This window comes from Streptomyces sp. LUP30 (genome assembly GCF_001746365.1).
GTDB lineage: Bacteria > Actinomycetota > Actinomycetes > Streptomycetales > Streptomycetaceae > Streptomyces.
In genome coordinates this window covers 178,774-196,387 of the sequence record NZ_MJAJ01000004.1, presented here as the reverse complement: position 1 = coordinate 196,387, position 17,614 = coordinate 178,774, and the positions used below count along the sequence as shown (strand labels likewise).

Sequence of the window (17,614 nt, the reverse complement as noted above, 5' to 3'; positions counted from 1 at the left end):
CTAGTTTCCGACCCACTCATAGTCTGGGACGCCGGAGCCAGGAGAATACCCTTCCATCGCATCACGAATACGGGCCTTATTGTATCCGCTATAGCCAGGGCCGTCCGGGTTTAGACTCCACTGAATATCATTGCGTGCCGAAGTGTATCGCCCAATTCTTGCACCACAGAGATTCGGAAGAGAAGAACATGGTTGACGCTCCGAATAGATGGCCGTGACGTCTTCAGGGGAAATTCCTTGCTTGTCCACGTAGGCGTCGAGAACGCGCTCGGAGTGTAGGTTTCCCTGATTCGCCGCTGCGATATAGCGCGCCTCATCCCTGGATCCGATGCGATAGACTGCCACATTCCTCCCGGCGGCGATACCGTTTTCCATTCGCGCCTTCGTGGCAACCTGGGCACCCTCCGACGAGGGGTCGTTGAGCGGGCAGGTCGCATCGACGTTGTGCACCAAGATCGGAACACCGCCGGCCACGACATAGTACGTGTGGAGTTCCTGGACGGTGAGGTTCCAGCGATAGGCGGTACCGGGTGTGGGGTGGGTGGCCAGGACGTGGGCGTGGCGAGCGCCGGGGGTGTTGAGGCTGTCTCCGCGGTGTAGCCCGCCGGCAGGGACCCAGGTGTGTGCGGTGTCGTCCCAGAAGGGGTGGTTGGCGGTGGTGTGGATGGTGGCGCTGCGGCCGTCCTTGGTACGGATGGTGACGTCGAGCAGGTCGTGGTCGTGGTTGATCCACACGTGTTTGACGGCGCGCGAACCGACATGCTTGCCCGTCTTCTGATCGGCTGATTCGACCTTGTCGCCGACCTTGATCTTGCCGATCTCCTTGGTCTTTCCCCCGGCCATGAGGACGGGCGTGTCAGGGGAGAAGCTGCAGCGGGCTGCCGATTCGGCGGGCTTCGTGCCGGCGTTGCCTGCTTCCGGCTCGCTCGGCCTGGCCGCTCTCGCGTTCGTCTCCGCGGCATGCTCCTGCGCGTTCGCCCGCTTCAGCGCCGCCAGGTCCGCCGCGTCGGACGCTGCTTCGTCGACGGCCTTGGCGCCCGCGCCGGCCGCGGCCGCCGCGTCGGCGTCGGCTCCGCCTCTGGCCGTGTTGACCAGCGCGCTTTCACCTTCGCCCACCGCACCGCGCTCGAGAGCCCCGATGCCGCTGCCTTCCATGCCTCCGCCGGAGACGACGCCGCCCGCGATCTGGCAGGCCTGGTCGTGGTCCGCTCCGCTTCCCGTGAGCCAGAACTCGCAGACGGACAGGGAGCGGATGGCCAGACCGATGTCCACGATGCTGCTGTAGAGGAGGTCGTGGGCGTTCGGATCGGGCGGTGTCGCGGGGGGCGTGAGGCCAGGAGAGGGCTGCGGGGCGGAGCTTCCGCCGCCGCCGCCACTGGAGGTGCTGGTGGGCGCGGGCGCCGGGGACGGGGACGGCGTCGGACCGCAGTCGATGACGCACTTGTTCATGGACGGGTCGTTGTACCAGTCGTCGAAACCCGTGGGATCGCTGCTGCTGGCGGGGTTGTCGGCGGCGTAGGTGTAGCCGCCCATCTGGTTGGGGTCGCCGGCCTGGAAGATCGGGTCCGGGGTGAGGAAGCGGCCGATGACGGGGTCGTAGTTGCGGGCGCCGAGCAGGTCGAGGCCGGTCACGGGGTCGGCGGGCTGGCCGAGGAAGCCGTGGTTCTCGTCCGGTGCCACCCAGGAACCGGGCTTGGTACCGCGCGGGTTGCCCCAGGGGTCGAAGGAGCGGCGGGTGACGGCCAGCGTGGCTGCGTTGACGGCGGTCAGGGCGGTGCCCTGACCGTTGGCGACCTGGTAGGTGACCGTGCCGGTGCTGGACCGGGTCACGGTGGTGCCGTCCGGACCTGTGATGTTGCGCAGGCCGGTCCAGGTCTTGGCAGCGACGTTGAGGGTGATCTGCTCGGTGCCGCCGAAGAGGTAGAGGACGCGGGTCTTGTCCACGCCGTCGACCGCGGCGGTCTGTTCCAGCAGGCCGCCCTTGGCGTCGTACAGGTACTTGCTGGTGTTCGTGTGGGTACCGGAGGTCGTGGCGACGGTGGCGGTGTGGCCTTCGGCGTCGTAGGTGAAGGTCTGGGTCTGACCCGCCGGTATCGCGCCGGTGCCGGCGCTCGTCCAGGTCTGGCCGCTGCCGCCGCAGGTGGCGATGGTCAGCTGGGTGCCGTTGGTGGCGGAGGCTCCCGGGTCGGTCAGGCACACCGCGCTGTTGGCGTTGTTGACCAGGGTGCCGGTGGTGGTGACCTTCCACTTCTGGGTGGCATCGGTCTTGCAGGTGTCGATCACGACGAGGGTGCCCGAGGCCGTCGCGTTGCCGGAGGTGTCCAGGCACATGCCGAGGACCTTCACCGTGCCGTCGGTGCCGACCGTCCACTTCTCGCTGGTGGCCCCGTTGCAGGTGTTGACCTGCACCTTCGTGCCCGCGGTGGTGGACGCGCCCGCGTCGTCGACGCACCGCTTCCCGCCGCCGGAGATCGTGAAGCCGGTGGACAGCGGGCCGGTGGTCGTCACCTTCCGGCTCATGGTGTCGCCCGCGTTCACGTTGCCGTAGGCGGGGTCGGCGTACGTCGACGTGATGGTCGCGGTTCCGCCCGGGTTGGTGAGGGTGGCCGTCCCCGCCTGGTCGGGCAGCGTGGCGGGCACCGTGCCGTTGACGCCCGGGTAGGCGATGCTCTGCGTGATGTCACTGAGCGCGTTGCCGGTGGTGTCGTGGTTGACCGTGCCGGTACGGTCGCCGAGCTGGTCGTAGGTGTAGGTCTGCCAGTACGGGGCGGGTCCGCCGACGGTGGTGGCCGTGATGGGGGCCGTGGTGGTCGTCTGCACCCGCGCGGTGTTGCAGCCGCCGACGGCGCCGACCGTGGCCGCCGTGGGATCGGTGATGCCCCCGGTGTCCGTCCAGGCGGCGGTCAGCCGCTGGAAGGAGTCGTAGGTGAAGCATTGGGTGTCGTGCGCCGTGTTGTTCTGCAGGTCGTCGGTCGCGGTGAGTTCGCCGACCTGGTTGTAGCGCAGGTTGACGACGTCCAGGGCCGTGGCCGAGGTCTGCACCATGCTGCTGGTCTGGGTGACGCGCCCGGTGGTGGCGTCGTACTGGGCGAAGGTCGCCAGTTCCTTGCCGGTGGGGCCGTAGTTGGCCTGCACCACACGGCCGAACGCGTCGTGGACGGCGGTGTCCAGGTAGGCGGGCGTGTTGGCGGAGTTGATGAAACCGCCGATGCCGTCGAGGTTGCCCTGCTGGGTGTAGCCGTAGTCGATGTCCTCGGCGGGCAGGTCGCCGTCCGCCTGGTAGTGCGCGGTGGAGAGCAGGCCGACGTTCGGGGTGTAGCGGGCCGTGGAGGTGTACGTGACGGTGCCGGACGTGGGCGCGCTGCTCTGCCCGGCGGCGGCGAAGCCGTCGGCTGCCGGGATCGTCAGTGTGGTTCCGAGCGGCTGGTAGGCCGTGTTGTAACCGGTGACGGCCTGGGTGTACGCCGTCCCCGAGGCGCCCCCGACGTAACGGGTGGCCGAGGTCGCGTAGCCCTTCTCCAGCGTGTCGTACACATGGGACACCAGCAGCTTGGACGGGTCCGGTGTGGCGGACCACGCGGCGGCGTACTCGGCGATGGGGCGGTTGTCCCAGTCGTAGGTGAAGGACAGCGCCTGGCCGCGCGCGTCGGTGGTCTGCAGCAGGTTGCCGGTCACGTCGTACTTGTCGAACGTGGTCTTGCCGACGTTGGGGTCGGTCTGAGAGGTCTTCTGGCCCAGCAGGTTGTACGTGTACGACCAGGTGTTGCCCGCACTGTCCTTGATCGAGTCGATCTGGCCGGCGGGGGTGTAGGTGTAGCGGGTGGTGGCGTCGGCCGCCGGGACGGCGTTGGCCGTGCCCTGCTTCCACAGCGCGGAGCCGCCGGAGGCGACGACGGCCACCGTGGAGTCGTTGCACACCTGGAAGGTGGCGCCGGTGGTGGCCGTCAGGCCGGTCGTCCACAGCTGGGCCGCGGCCGTGCTGTAGACGACCAGGTTGCCGTCGGTGCCGAACCTGGCCCAGGCACCGGGGTGACCGCCGGTGCCGGAGGACCAGATGGTCGCGCCGGTAGCCAGGGCGGAGAGCACGAGGTTGCCGTCCGCCTGCATGGTCAAACGCACGCTGTCGGAGGTCAGCGAGGTTCCCGAGGGGATCACCGAGCCGCCGGGCAGGGTGACCGTGGAGCCGGTGTTCTTCACCAAGGTGCTGGTGGTCTGACCGATGGCGTTGGTGAAGGAGGCGGTGGAACGGCCCCCGGCAGGCGCCGTGGTGTCGACCTCGTCGGCCCCCGGGTAGCTGACAGAGGTGTGCCACTGCTCGACGGCCTGGTGCCAGAGAGTCCCCTTGAGGGGTCGGCCCTGACCGTCGTACGTGGTGGTGGTCTCCGAGGGGATCTGGTTCTCGTTCGCCGCGTACAGCGTGGCCGAGGGGAAGTTGTTCGGCTCGGAGTACGGCGCGTAGGCGGCGACCTGCCAGCCGTGCGAATCGTAGAAGGTGTCCGAGATGACGCGGCCGGAGTTGGAGTCGCCCATCGCGGTGGACTGGCTCTGTCGCGGCTGCAGCATGCCGTCGTAGATCGTGATGGAGGTGGCGTACGTGCCGTCCTCGCGCAGCGTCTTGGAGGTGACCGACGTCGGTGCGCCGGGCTGGGTGATCGTGTCTCCGGGCGCGGGTACGGCACCGGGGTTGATGGAGTACTCGAACGTGCGGTCCGCGCTCTGGCCGGCTGCCTTGTCCCGGCCGGGCAGCCACACCGCGGTGCGCCTGCCGAGCGCGTCGTAGGTCATGTCGGTCTTGCGACCGTTGGCATCGACGTTCTCGGTGGACAGTCCGCGCAGCGGGTCGAGGGAGGAAGTGACCGTCCAGTTCTTGGAGTTGGTGGTGGTAATGCCGGTGGGGTTGGTGTTACCGCCGGTCGAGGCCCAGGGAGGGGTGAAGTCCGTATGGGTGTTCTGCCCGGTGACGTCCAGGGTGTCGGTGATCCGCCCGGCGCCGTCGTACTTCATCGCCGAGTTGGTCTGCCAGTTCTCCGTGGTACCGGTGTAGCCGGTGGCCGTGCGCACGGCGGTGACCCGACCGATCGCCGTGCTCCCGGTCTGCTCGAGCTGCCCGAAGGTTCCCAGATTCGTGAGGCTGCCGTCACCGTCGTAGTAGAGCTTCTTGTCGGCCAGGAGCGTGGTGGCGCTCGGTGCGGTGCCGCACGGGCCGCTGACGGCGGTGACCTGGGCCGGGTAGGCCAGGGCCATCGAGTTACCGGACGGCGGCGTCGCGTAGGTCGTGGTGGTGCACTTCTCCTGCTTCGGGTCGACGCCGTCACCGTGCTGGTTGACGGAGGACAGGCGGCCCTGACTGTCGTACGCCGTGTCTGTCTTTGTGTGCCGCCAAGCCCCGTTGGCGTTGAGTTCGTACTTGAGCGAGCTGCCGGACTTGATCCGGTGCGCGGTGAGGTCGGGCAGGGTGGACAACGTCGGCTCGGTCTCGCCAGGGTTGTCCTCCTGAGTCCAGTCCGTCCAGGGCGTCTGGTGGGAGGAGGCTGTGGTGGTGAAGGTGAACGGGCCGTTGACGCTGACGGCGTCGACGGTGCCGCCGGCCTGGGTGTAGGTGTCGTCCTCGAGCATGCTGCCGGACAACTGGCCCGAGTCGGTCACGCTCAGCACGGTGCTGCCGCCGACCTTGGCGTCGACGGTGACGGAGCGGCGACTGCCGTCGGCCTTGTAGTCGCCGTCCATGCCCTGCAGGTAGGTGGTGGTCCGCTGAGTGACGGGCTCGGGGCTCTGGCCGGTCTGCACGGTGACGGTGCGGAAGCCGCGGAACTGGTCCCAGGTCCGGTATTGGTCGTCGGTCAGCGCCGAGTCGTCGCGATGCCAGGCCGGGCCGGAGTAGCTGTAGCGGGAGATCTGGGTCTCGGAACCCGCCGGGTTGTTCTGTGCATCCGGCTTGTACTGGCCCGCGATGGTCAGGTCGGACACGGCCACGCTGTCGACCGTGACCTTGTTGAACCAGTCGGCGACCGGCTTGGAGGCGCCGGGCACAGTCCAATAGACGGGATAGCAGGAGTTGGAGTTGCTGTCCGCCTTGGTGATGGAGAGCGATCTGCCCGCACACGGAGCCGAGTTGTACTCGACTGCGATCGACTCACCGGTCTCGGTCTGCACGCTCGAGATGCGCGGCCGATACAGCGGAGGGGCGGACGGGGAGTCGTCGTTGACCCGGTTGTCGATCTCGGTGCCGGTGAACGACGCCTGGTTCAGCGTGATATCGCTGTTGCCGTTGCCGTAGGTGTCCTTTCCGGTGTGCCGGATGGACTGCAGCCACATCACGGCCTGCAGCATCCCGGCGTCCTTCGGGTCCACCGTGGTACCGGTGACGGGGTCGACCGTGCCGCCCGCGTCAGAGTAGATCTGGCCCAGCTTGTACGAGTCGACCGCGGTGAGCTGGTCGGTCGCCTTCACGTGAACCTTGGTGGTGATGGAGTCCAGCCGCGTGGTGGTCCAGAAGCTGGGCCCTGACGTGATGCACACGTCGTCGGGGACAGTCGTGGCGCCGTCCGGGAGCTTGGTCTTGTCCGTCGAGTCGCAGTGGAGGTCCCACGGCACGTCGGGCCAGTGCGTCGCCGTGGAGTCCTTCAGGTTGGACGCGGAGCAGTCGGTGAACGTGGAAGTGGTCTGGCACCGCTGGGCCAGGCCGAAGTCCACCTCGGCTGCCGGAGTACGCCCGGCCTGCTCATCGGCCAGCGTGTATCCGTACGAGAGCAGCGTCAGCGCGCCGCCGCGGGTGTACGAGGTGAGAGTGCCTGTGTCGTCCGGGTCGGTCGACTCGCCCGCTTGACCGCCGCCGAGATCGTAGTAGTTGGACTCGGTGGTGTAGTCGTACCGCTGCACGAATCCGGCCGGCGACACCACGAAGTCGAGGTTCCAGCGCCAGCCCTCCGGCTTGTCGCACTGGGACGCCTTCCCCTTGGCGCTGTCGTAGCAGGGGTCCGTCGCTTGCGGGTGCAGGACGGGGACGCCCCAGGCGGAGTGCGTGGAGGGGTCGGCGGGGTTCGCGGGCATGGTGGCAGCGGTGCCCGCACCGTTCGGGGAATGGTCGGCGCCGAAGTAGGCGGCTGTGCCATCCGTGGTCAGGACCCGGTAGTAGACGCCGTCGTGCAGGCCGTTGTCGGCTCCGGACAATTCCTGTACGAGGGTGCCGTCGTCGCCCTGCAACCGCCACTGCCTGATCTCCCCGGTCACGCTGGAGTCCACGCCGTCCGGCACCAGTACTCCGGAGTGCGCGCCGAAGGACAGCGTGGCGTTGTCCCCGCCCCAGCATTCGTCGCCGGAGCCCTTGAGGATCTTGTCTCCACCGGAGTCGAGGAGGGAGCCGCACTTGCGGTAGGCGCGCTCCACGGAACCGACCTGGTAGCTCCAGCCGTCCCCGACCCACGAGGCCTGGGAGTTGCGGGCGGTGGTCTCGCCGTCGACGGTCTGCGAGTCGTAGCTCAGGCCGACGGACGGCGCGTTGCCACCGACCGCGGAGGGCACCGAGATCGGGTAGGCGTAGGTGAACGAGCCGGTGGCGGAGGCCTGCCAGGTGCCGGCGGCCGACAGCGTGGTGGCGCCGTAGTCGCCCTGGGAGCCCGAGGTGCCAGAGGTGACCGCCAGCGCCGTGGTGCCTGTCGTGGCGGTCGCCGCCAGGGGCGCGGTGCGGACCGACATCGTCTGCGGGCCGTCCGCGGTAGCTGCCTGGTCGGGGCCTTTCGTCTGTTCGGGGACCTCTGCCTTCTCGGGCGCGGGCTCGGTGTCGGGTGAGGCCAGGGTGACGGTCGCCGTCAGCTGTTCGGCGGTGGGGCGGTTGGTGAACGCGATCGGGGTGCGCTTCTGGCATTCGGCCCGCTGCGGGGTGGTCAGCGCGCATGCCGGCAACTGCACCAGCTGCAGCCGTGAGCCGTAGCCGCCGCCGTATGCCTTGGCGATCGCGGCGTAGTCGACGACCACGCGCACCCGGCCGCCTGCGGTGGCCGCGCCGGACGGTGTGATGCCCAGCAGCATGCCGTTGGCGCCTGCCCTGAGCGTCTGCGCGTGGGAGGCGGTCTGTACGCGGACCTCGCCGACAGGGTGTCTGTCGTCGGCCTGTGTCACCCAGACCGGCAGTTCACCGGCCTTGACCGGCTTCGCCGCACCGTGGGCGCCCAAGGCGACGGTGGCGGTGCCCGCCTTAGGCCACTGAGGCCCGCGCGCCCGATAAGTACCCAGTGCGCCGGCGCCCTCGGGGTGGGGGGTCTTCTTCCGCAGGGCGTGATGCCCGACGGTCAGGGGCGCGGGGAGATTCTTGGGGTTCCAGACCTCACCGTCGAAGCGGAAGCCTCCGTGGTGGCCGAACCCGTCGTCGCCGTCGGCCCTGTGTCCGGGAAGGAATCCCGGGGTGCCGAAGCCCGTGGCGATCGCCGCCGGCAGGAGCAGCGCGAAGAGGGCGACAGGAATCGTCCAGGGTCCCAGCCCACTCAGGAATCTTCGATGCCACACGCCCGCGAACCATCGCCGTCTGCCACTCACGCGTACCCCCCGGAACACGGCCTTGAGAGACCGTCACATCGCCAGACCACACGTGCGAGTGATCGAGCGGAGGCTAGGTTCGGCCATGATCGCGACTCAAGACCCTTTGCCATCTCGATGACAAGACCGTGCCTCTACTTGGCAGAGCGTGTGTATTTTCTGTGCCGAAATTGATCACTGCCGAGTGGCAATCGGGCTTCCCCCACCCCGCTGCCCGCGAACCGAAGGAAGCTCGCCACGTGTTCAGACCACCGATACGCGCCGGTCGCAGACGTAGTGCCTCGACTCATCGTCTGGCCCTCTTCGCCACCGTACTCGGCTTGTTCACGGCTTTGCCCGTGCTGCCCGCCACAGCCGACGACTTCGCGCCCACCCCGGCGGATCCGCTGCTGGCCGCACAGAGCCAGGCCATGTCCACCGGACGACCAGTCCCCGTCGACGCCCTCACCACAGAGGTCTCCACCACCGAGGCACTTCCGGACGGCACCTTCGCCAACACCACGAGCGCGCTGCCGACCCGGGTCCTCAAGGACGGCGTCTGGACCCAGGTGGACGGCACCCTGGTCCCGGACGGCCACGGTAGGTACACGCCCAGAGCCACACCGAACGGGGTCATCCTCTCCGGCGGCGGCGACGGCCCTCTGGTCACCCTCAACCACGCCGACGGGCCCAGCATGGCCCTCACCCTGCCGTTCACTCTGCCGAAGCCGGACGTCAGCGGTGACACCGCGCTGTACGCCTCTGTGCTGCCGGGGGTGGATCTGTCGGTGTCCGTCACAGACCAAGGCGGTTTCAGCGACGTCCTGATCGTCCACGACGCCGAGGCCGCAGCCAACCCCCAGCTGCAGAAGCTCACCTTGGCCACCGCCGCCCAGGGCCTCACCCTGACCACCACCTCGTCCGACAGCATGAGCGCCACCGCCTTGGACGGCGATCTGGCCTACACGAGCCCCCAGCCTCTGATGTGGGACTCCGGCTCGACGCCCGTCGCCTCCCACGAGGCCGGTCCGGCCGCCGGCTTGACGTCCTCCGTGGACGGTCCCGGGCCCGGAGCCGACACCAAGCCCGTGGGCATGACCGCCACGAACAAGGCCCTGACGCTGATCCCGGACGCCGGCATGCTCACTGCCCCGGACACCGCCTATCCGGTGTACATCGACCCGTACACCAACCCGGTGTCCTCCACCGCCGGTCATTACACCGAGGTCTACTCCAGCTCGACGTGCAGCAACTCACCGCAGTACGACAAGGCACAGACCAACGGCCAGGGCGCGGGCTATCAGCGATGGGGCGGCGTCTGCGGTATCGGCCTGGAGCGCTCGTACTGGGCGATCAACACCAGCGGACTGCACCCGGCGTTCGTCGTTTACGACGCCTACGTGAAGATCTCCACCACCTACGCGGCCAGCTGGGACTGCAGCCAGAACCAGCCCCTCACACTCCACACCACGAATGCGATCAGCTCCAGCACCGACTGGCTGTCACGGCCCGGCGTCCACGACACCGCCTTTCCGCCGGTGACCGACACCGTGCCCAGCGGCGCCAACTCCAACAGCTCCTGCAGCAACAGCACCGCCACCTTCCACGTCACCGACCAGGCCCAGAAGATCGCCGACCAGGACGGGGACGGCTATGACGCGGCCGGCACCTTCGGCGCCGGCACCAACACCTGGACCATAGGCCTGTACGGAAACGAGTCGCAGACCTCCGGCAACGACGACTATCTGCGCCTGTCGACCACGCTGACCCTCACCACCAAGTTCGACATCCCACCCGCCGTACCGTCCAATCTCCACATCACCCCGGCCGCCACCGGCGCGTCGGCCGCCTGCACCACGAGCGGCGTGGGCTGGATCGGCGCCACCACCTACTCGGATGCCGGCAGCAACATCACCCTGCACTCCACCGTCACCACCCAGATGTCCGGCGAGAACGTCAAGGCGCACTACCACGTCTGGGACCGCACGGTCGATCCGGACGGCGACGGCAGTGGGGCCGACGTATCGACCCCGACCAGCGCCTTCCTCGCCTCCGGCACCGACGCGGCGGTGAAGATCGGCGCCACTTTGAAGGACGGCCACCAGTACGGCTGGGATGTCTACGCCGAGGACGACTCGGTCTCCGACCTGAAGTCCACGACATCCGACCACTGCTGGTTCTCCACCGACTTCACGGCACCGGCAACTCCGGAGGTGACCGGCAACGCGTCGTTCCCTCCAGTCGGTTCCGGTCCCGCCGACCCGGTGGTCTACGCCGGCCCGGGCAAGACCACGAACTTCACCGTGGCCGGCGCAGACAGCCCGGCAGCCGACACCAGCTGTGTCCCCGGCCCCTGCAAGTCCAGCGGCATGGACTCCTTCCTGTGGCAACTCGACTCCCCGCCCACCGCCGCCGACGGCCAGAGCACCACGATCACCGGCACCGACAGCCAGGGCAGGTCCACCGCCACCATCCCTGTCCCGATCCGCGACTGGGGCGTACACACCCTGTACGTGGCCGGCGTCGACAAGGCCGGCAACATCTCCACCGCTCCCTCCGGCTACACCTTCACCATCCCCTGGAACCCGGCCACCACGATCAAGCCCGGTGACATCTCCGGCGACGGCGTTCCCGACCTGCTCGCCACCACCAAGACCGGCGACCTCAACCTCGTCCCGGGCAACAGCGACCCCGCCCAGAACACCGACCCGGTCCCGAGCGGCCCCGTCACCGGCACCCCGCCGGCCGTCACCGGCCCGGTCACCGTGGCCACCGCCGCCGACTCACCCGACGGCACCGGCTGGAACAACTACCTCATCGCCCACCGCGGCAACCTGCACGGCACAAACGTCGACGACCTCTTCGCGTACAACAAGACGAGCAAGCAGCTCTACGTCGTCAAGAACGACCAGGACCCGGTCGACGACGCGTCCTTCCCGAGGAGCCCGTACTCCACGTTCGGCGGCTTCATCGGCAGACGGTTCGACGTCATCGCCAAGGACGCTTGCGCACCGTCCGACATCGTGGCGGACGACACGCGCTGCCGCGGCACCGACTACAACAGCCAGAGCTGGAACATCAGCCAGCTCATCACGCCGGGCAACGTTTTCGGCAACACCAACGACTACCCGGCCGTGATCACCGTCGAGAACAAAGAACTGTGGATCTACCAGTCCGACGGCGGCTACCACCTGAAGAACCCGATCCTGCTCGGCGACGGCGACTGGACGGGCCAGACGCTGATCGCGGCGGGCACCTTCAAGAGCAGCCCCGTCCTGTGGTCCCGCGACAACGCAACCGGCGAGCTCTACAGCTACCCGATCACCGTCGACACCAGCACCCTGGTGCCGTCCCTGCTCCACCCCACCATCCACACCAGCCTGCGGCTCACCCTGCCACCTGCCTCCTACCCCGTCGTCGCCTCACCCGGCGACCTCAACAGCCCCGTCAAGATCGGCGCAACCGACCCCGGAGGTCCGGACGGGCTTCCCGATCTCTACACCGTCGACACGTCCGGTCAGCTCATCGAGTACAACTACCGGCAGAGCCCCGTCCTCACCTCCCCGCCCACCTACGACTTCGCTGCGCCGGTCTCCCTGGGCTCGGTGACGGACACCGCCACCCACTGGTGGCAGCTCGCCGAAGGCGCCGGCACCACCACCACCGACAGCACCGGCGCCCTGGGCGCCACCCTGTCCGGCGCCTACACCTGGGGCGCCGACACCACCCGGGGCAAGTTCCTCAGCCTGAACGGCACCACCGGATACGGCGCCACCACGGCGCCCGCCATGGACACCTCGAAGAGCTTCACGGTCTCCGCCTGGGTCAAGCTCAACTCGCTCTCCGTCAACAGCACGTTCGTCTCCCAGAACGGCACCACCAACAACGGCTTCCAGCTGTACTACTCCTCCGGTGCCCAGGCCTGGGCCTTCGGCCGGCACAGCACCGACGCCTCCGGTGCCGTATGGCGAGCCGCCTACGGCAGCAAGGCCACGACCGGTCAGTGGACCCACCTGGTCGGCGTCTACGACGCCACCGCCAAGGAGATCCGCCTGTACGTCAACGGCAGGCTCACCGCCACCAGGGACTGGACCTACACCCCCTGGAACGCCACCGGCCCCCTCCAGATCGGCCGCAAGCTCTCCTCCAGTGCCTACGGCGAGTACGCCAACGCGGCCATCAGCAACATCCGCATCTACCCCACCGCCCTGCCCCCAGCCGACGCGTCGGCCACGGGCGACAGCCCCAAGGTCGCCCAGCTCGACTGAGCCGCACGCTCGGCGCTCCGCCCATGGCCCGTCCCGGCTTGACCGGGGCGGGCCCCCGTCGTGCCACGGCCTCCACTGAGGCGATGCTGGCGGATAAGCAGCGCCCGCTGCGCCTGTTGCAGTCGTCTCGGCAAAGGCGGCTCGCAGACAACCTGTCGCGATCCCTGCGTCCTCACAGCGTCCCCGATTTCGCCCTCGGATGCTGGTTCGGGTCGCTGCTACAGATCCCGTCTAACCCGTTTACGCAGGTCAGTGCAGAGCGACGACCTCCGGTCGGAGCATCGTTGTACTCGCGAGCAGCGGATGCAGTCCGATGAGCCCGAGTTGACGTTCCGAAACCTCAGGAGAGACGTTTCCGCAGGTCAGAAGCCTGCACAAGTGGGGCGGGTGGGACTCGAACCCACGGCCGACGGATTATGAGTCCTTCGAGGATCTTGGCGGTCCTTGCCCGTCCACGCTCGTTCATGACGTTTTCGCAGGTCAGAATGGGTGGGACGTGTCGGCATCCCTTCGTCTTTGTCGGTCTGTTCCTGTGCTTGTGTCCCGACTGCGTCCCGACACCGCCCCGGACGGCCGGAGACACCGGGCCGTCGAGCGGATTGCGCCAGCTCGGAAACGGGTCTCGAAGTCGCGCGCAGCGGATCTCCCTTCCAACGCGCAGGGGCTCTGCCCCATGGGTGGGGGGCAGAGCCTCTATGGCCGCAGTCATGAGCCAAACGTCTAGGGCGAGCGTAGTTGGAGGGGCTGCCGCGCCGGCCGGGGTGCTCGTCAGAGTTCTTTGATGCGGATGTTCCGGAAGGCGACCTTGCCGGTGTGGGCCTGAAGGCCGATGAAGCCCGAAGCCGGGTCTGCGGTGGCCGGCTTTCCGCGCCATGTGTCCGCGTTGGTGAACAGGGAGGTCTGGGTTCCGTTCAGGCGCACGGTGTACGTGTCGCCGCGGACCTCGATCTCGTAGTCCGTCCACTGTCAGGGGATCAGCGGGGCGGGCCGTTGGTAGGCCTGGCCGACGGGTACGGCGATCCCGTAGACGGCTCCGGTGCGGTGCATGTCCTGTCCGTCGGGTGCCGCGGTCTCGTCGATCTGGATCTCGAAGCCGGTGTCGACGGCGAGCCCAGTGCTGGTTGTTGTACGGGATCAGGCGGGTGGGGTCGGCCCGGTCGGGGACGGGCTGTCGCGGGTCGCGGGAGCGTACGAAGATTCCGGACCTGGACCTCTGCGATGCGGAACTGCGGTCGCAGGACGAAGTCGCTGAAGGACTGGCGGGCGTAGTAGAGGAGGCCCAGTTCGCTGCCGCCGGGCTGGGTGACGATGGCGCCGTCGACCAGAGCGAAGCTGCCGCCGCCTACGCCGCGCCACAGACTGAAGGTGCGGTCCAGCCGCTTCGTCCTTCGGGATCTGACCGTGCCCTGCACGATCTCACCCGCGACCGGCTGTCTGCGTTTCCCGGCTGAGGGCACGGCGGGAGGCGAAGTCTTCCCCGCCCGGGCGCGGTCCACGCGGGCGCGCGGTCACGGGCCGCAGGTGGATGCGGGCATCGAGGCCGGTGCCGGGAGCGGGGTGAAGGGAGATGGAACCGCCGGAGGCGTCCACGAGGTGGCGGACGATGGGCAGGCCGAGGCCGGTGCCGTCGTGGTGGGAGTCGGAAGAACGCCAGAAGCGGTCGAAGGCGCGTGCGCGGTCGGCGTCGTTCATGCCGGGGCCCTGGTCGATGATGTGGAGTTCGGTGCCGGGGGTGCGGTGCAGGGTGATGGTGGTGCTGGGCGGGGAGACGCGCAGGGCGTTGGCGAGGAGGTTGTCGATGATCTGCTCCAGGGCGCCGGGGATCGCCCACACGGGGCCGGCGGGAGGGCCGGTGATGTCGAGGGTGACGTACTGCTCTGCGGCCAGCGGTTCCCACATCGCGACCCGTTCGGCGACGACGGCGTCGAGGTCGACGGGTTCGGGGGTGGTGGCGGTGTTCTCCAGGCGGGCCAGGGCAAGGAGCCCCTGAACCATCCGGCCGAGGCGTTCGACCTCGCCGACGGCTTCCTCCAGGCTGCCGTGAGCGCGCGGGTCGAGGTAGGGCTCGAAGTTTTCCAGCCGCAACCGCAGCCCGGTCAGCGGGGTTTTCAGCTGGTGGGAGGCTTCCGAGGCGAACGCCTGCTGGGCCTTGAGCAGGTGCTGCAGCCGGGCGGCGGTGTGAGTGAAGGAGGCAGCGAGGCGGCGCAGTTCGGGTGGGTCCGGTGGTGGCGTCGGGCGGGTGGGTGAGCTGTCCCTCGGCGAGCTGGGCGGTCGCGGCTTCCAGGGTGCGCAGGGGGCGGGTGATCCACCGGGCCAGGCTGAACGCGACCAGCGCGACCAGCGCGAGGATGCAGGCCCCGGCGAGCGCGAGCGCGCCCCAGATCCGGTGCACCCGGGTGCTGACGTGGTCCAGCGGGTAGGTCAGGCGCAGGGCGCCGCGGATGGTGGTGCCCGAGGCGCCGGGCATGGTGGCCGACAGGACGTCCCGGCCCGCGGTGTCGGTCGCCGTGGTGACGGTGGGCTGGTTGCGCAGGGCGCGGGCGATGTCCGGCTGCGCGGCGATGCTGATGCCGGTGGGGCCGGCGGGGTCGGAGTCGGCCAGGACGACGCCCTGCTTGTCGGTGACGACGACGTGGCCGCCGGTGCGTTCGGCGTAGTCGCCGACGACGTCCGGCAGCGCGCCGAACTGGCCTTTCTCGATGTTCTCTTCGGTGACCTCTGCGAGCATGGACGCGTCGCGTTCAACGCTCTGGGAGGCGCGGGAGGTCTCCCCTCGTGCGTAGATGAAGCCGAGCGGGACCTCCAGCCCGGCGAGTACCAGTACGGCCAGGGCGAGGTAGCTGAGCAGCAGGCGGCGGGTCATCCGGTCTCCTCGGAGACGGTGTGGTCGCCGGGAACGGTCAGGCGGAAGCCGACGCCGCGGGCGGTGGTGATCCAGCCCGGATCGCCGAGCTTGCGGCGCAGGGCTGCCACGTGGGCGTCGAGGGTCTTGGTGGGGCCGAAGAAGTGCGGGTCCCACACGCTGTCCATGATCTGCTGGCGGGAGTGCACCGTCCCGGGATCGTCTGCGAGGAAAGCGAGCAGGTCGAACTCCCGGGGTGTCAGGGCGACGTCCCGGTCATTGAGGTGGACCTCGCGGGTGCGGCGGTTGATGGCCAGCGGCCCCAGCGCCTGGGCGCCGGCAGCCGGTTGCTGCGCCTGCGGCACGTCGGCGGGCTCGGTCGGCGCATAGGCGGGGGCTCCCGCGCACCGGGTGACGGCCCGGATGCGGGCGATCAGCTCCCGTACGCCGAAGGGCTTGGCGAGGTAGTCGTCGGCGCCGAGTTCGAGGCCGACGATGCGGTCAGCCTCCTCTCCCCGGGCCGTGATCATGATGATGGGGACGGCAGAGCGGGCGCGCAGGCTGCGGCAGACGTCCAGGCCGTCCATGTCGGGCAGACCGAGATCGAGCAGGACCAGGTCCGGCGCGGCTGTGGTGTTGGCCAGGCCCGCAGCGCCGGTGCGGACGTGATCCACGGTGAATCCGTAGCGTCCCAGGCCCTCGGTGAGGGGGCCGGCGATTCGGTCGTCGTCTTCGATGAGCAGCAGCCGCATGGCGCCAGGCTCGCACAGCTGTGCCAGGCGAGTTGAAGGGTTCACAGGAAGCCGCCTGAGGAGGGGAGACGTACGGGACGATGCCGGACAAGGGTGTGCCGTCCGGCCGACAGGGGCGGGAGGACGGCGTCGGCCGGACGGCGGTGGCGGGACGTCGGCGGCGCCGACCGGGGAGTCAGTCGTCGGCGTCGTCGCCGTCCTCGCGTCCTTGTTCCTCCCGCCCATGGTCCTCGTCGCGACCCCGGTCCTCGCTGGTGCCCGGCGACGAGCTCGTCTGCGTGGGCGTGGGCACAGCGGCGGTGCCTGCGGCCCCGCCGGGCGACTCGGGGGTAGCCGCGGGGTCAGGCGGGAGCGGCTGCGCGGTCGGTGACCTTGGAGCGGAGACCTGAGCGGTGCCCCCCGGGGTGGGATTGGAGGAGACCGTCTCGCTGACGGACGACAGCGCGAACCGAAGCCGCCCAGAACAACCAGCGCGGCAGCGGCCATCAGAACCGACCGGTGCAGGCCGGCCACCTGCCACCAGCCGCCAGCGTCCCGTGCCTTGGATCCTGCACGGCCTCGCCCCTCCGTCGCCACCCGCGACGCGGTGTCCGTCTCGCCGGCAGCGCGGCCGAGGAAGAGGGGTAGTCAAAGGCGTCGTCCGCCAAGCGGTCCTCGTAGCCTCGCGACGCCGGTGTGACGGGCACCGCATCGAGGATTGCTGTCTGCTCGGCGTCTGGGAGGGAGGCAGCGGACACTTGCTCGCGTTCGGATGGCATCGGATTCTCCCTTCCAGCGGCTCGGGCCGTGGCCGTCAGCTGGCGTCGTCGGCCTCCTCGGTGCCTTCCTTCTTGGTGTCGGTGACCTTGTAGGACTTGTCGAGGTAGGCCTCGATCGAGGTGCCGTCGGCCTGCTTGACCTCCACCGCGTACATGCCGGGCTTCTCCGCGTCTTCCTCGGACTTCACGACGGTGCCCGGGTACGCGGCGATCGCGGCGGCCTCGGCCTTCTGCTTGATGTCACCGGTCAGCGGCGGCTCCTTCTTGTCGTCGGTGTCGCCAGCTGCTTCACCTCCGGCCTCGGCACCGCCCGCGCTCTGGGCCTGCTGCTGGGTGTCCGCAGCCTTGGAGTCGGAGCCGGACTCGGATCCGCCGCAGGCGACCAGAGCGAACATCAACGCGGCGCAGGGAGCGGCAAGCACAGCACGACGGGGCAGAGCACGCATCAGGGTGTCTCCAAACACTGGGGTCTCGCGGGTTCGA

At 69.0% G+C, this 17,614-nt stretch carries 6 protein-coding genes and 2 pseudogenes; 2 read left to right on the top strand and 6 right to left on the bottom strand.

Annotated elements, in window-relative coordinates:
• Nucleotides 1-8,502: a ricin-type beta-trefoil lectin domain protein gene (locus BG482_RS05885; RefSeq protein WP_069767776.1), complete on the bottom strand. Its 8,502-nt coding sequence runs from the start codon at nt 8,500-8,502 to the stop codon at nt 1-3.
• A gap of 350 nt (nt 8,503-8,852) precedes the next feature.
• On the opposite strand from BG482_RS05885, the gene BG482_RS05880 reads away from it, so the two are divergent.
• On the top strand, nt 8,853-12,779 hold the full coding sequence (locus BG482_RS05880; protein ID WP_141746545.1) for a LamG domain-containing protein: 3,927 nt from the start codon (nt 8,853-8,855) through the stop codon (nt 12,777-12,779).
• Between the two features lie 768 nt (nt 12,780-13,547).
• Here BG482_RS05880 and BG482_RS40610 read toward each other — a convergent pair.
• The 3 genes and pseudogenes from BG482_RS40610 to BG482_RS46060 all read right to left on the bottom strand — a co-directional run.
• Nucleotides 13,548-13,733 (bottom strand): annotated as a pseudogene (locus BG482_RS40610) (DUF1080 domain-containing protein); the annotation flags it as partial.
• Between the two features lie 462 nt (nt 13,734-14,195).
• A complete protein-coding gene (locus BG482_RS46065) occupies nt 14,196-14,864 on the bottom strand; it encodes a HAMP domain-containing sensor histidine kinase (RefSeq protein WP_069767774.1) in 669 nt (222 codons plus the stop codon).
• A gap of 178 nt (nt 14,865-15,042) precedes the next feature.
• Nucleotides 15,043-15,246 (bottom strand): annotated as a pseudogene (locus tag BG482_RS46060) (two-component sensor histidine kinase); the annotation flags it as partial.
• Here BG482_RS46060 and BG482_RS46055 point away from each other — a divergent pair.
• A complete protein-coding gene (locus BG482_RS46055; protein WP_069767772.1) occupies nt 15,221-15,436 on the top strand; it encodes a hypothetical protein in 216 nt (71 codons plus the stop codon). The pseudogene BG482_RS46060 and the gene BG482_RS46055 sit on opposite strands and share 26 nt — an antisense overlap.
• 202 nt (nt 15,437-15,638) lie before the next feature.
• Here BG482_RS46055 and BG482_RS05860 read toward each other — a convergent pair whose 3' ends face one another.
• Nucleotides 15,639-16,373 (bottom strand): response regulator transcription factor, encoded by a 735-nt coding sequence (locus BG482_RS05860; protein WP_069767771.1) that lies wholly within the window; start codon nt 16,371-16,373, stop codon nt 15,639-15,641.
• A gap of 793 nt (nt 16,374-17,166) precedes the next feature.
• Nucleotides 17,167-17,577, bottom strand: coding sequence for a hypothetical protein (locus tag BG482_RS05855; RefSeq protein WP_069767770.1), 411 nt, complete (start codon nt 17,575-17,577; stop codon nt 17,167-17,169).
• Nucleotides 17,578-17,614: the final 37 nt, after the last annotated feature.

Excerpts from the sequence above, each read along its gene's own strand:
- BG482_RS46055 (WP_069767772.1), top strand. The coding sequence starts at position 15,221 with ATGGTGGTGCCCGAGGCGCCGGGCATGGTGGCCGACAGGACGTCCCGG.
- BG482_RS05860 (WP_069767771.1), bottom strand. The coding sequence starts at position 16,373 with ATGCGGCTGCTGCTCATCGAAGACGACGACCGAATCGCCGGCCCCCTC.
- BG482_RS05855 (WP_069767770.1), bottom strand. The coding sequence starts at position 17,577 with ATGCGTGCTCTGCCCCGTCGTGCTGTGCTTGCCGCTCCCTGCGCCGCG.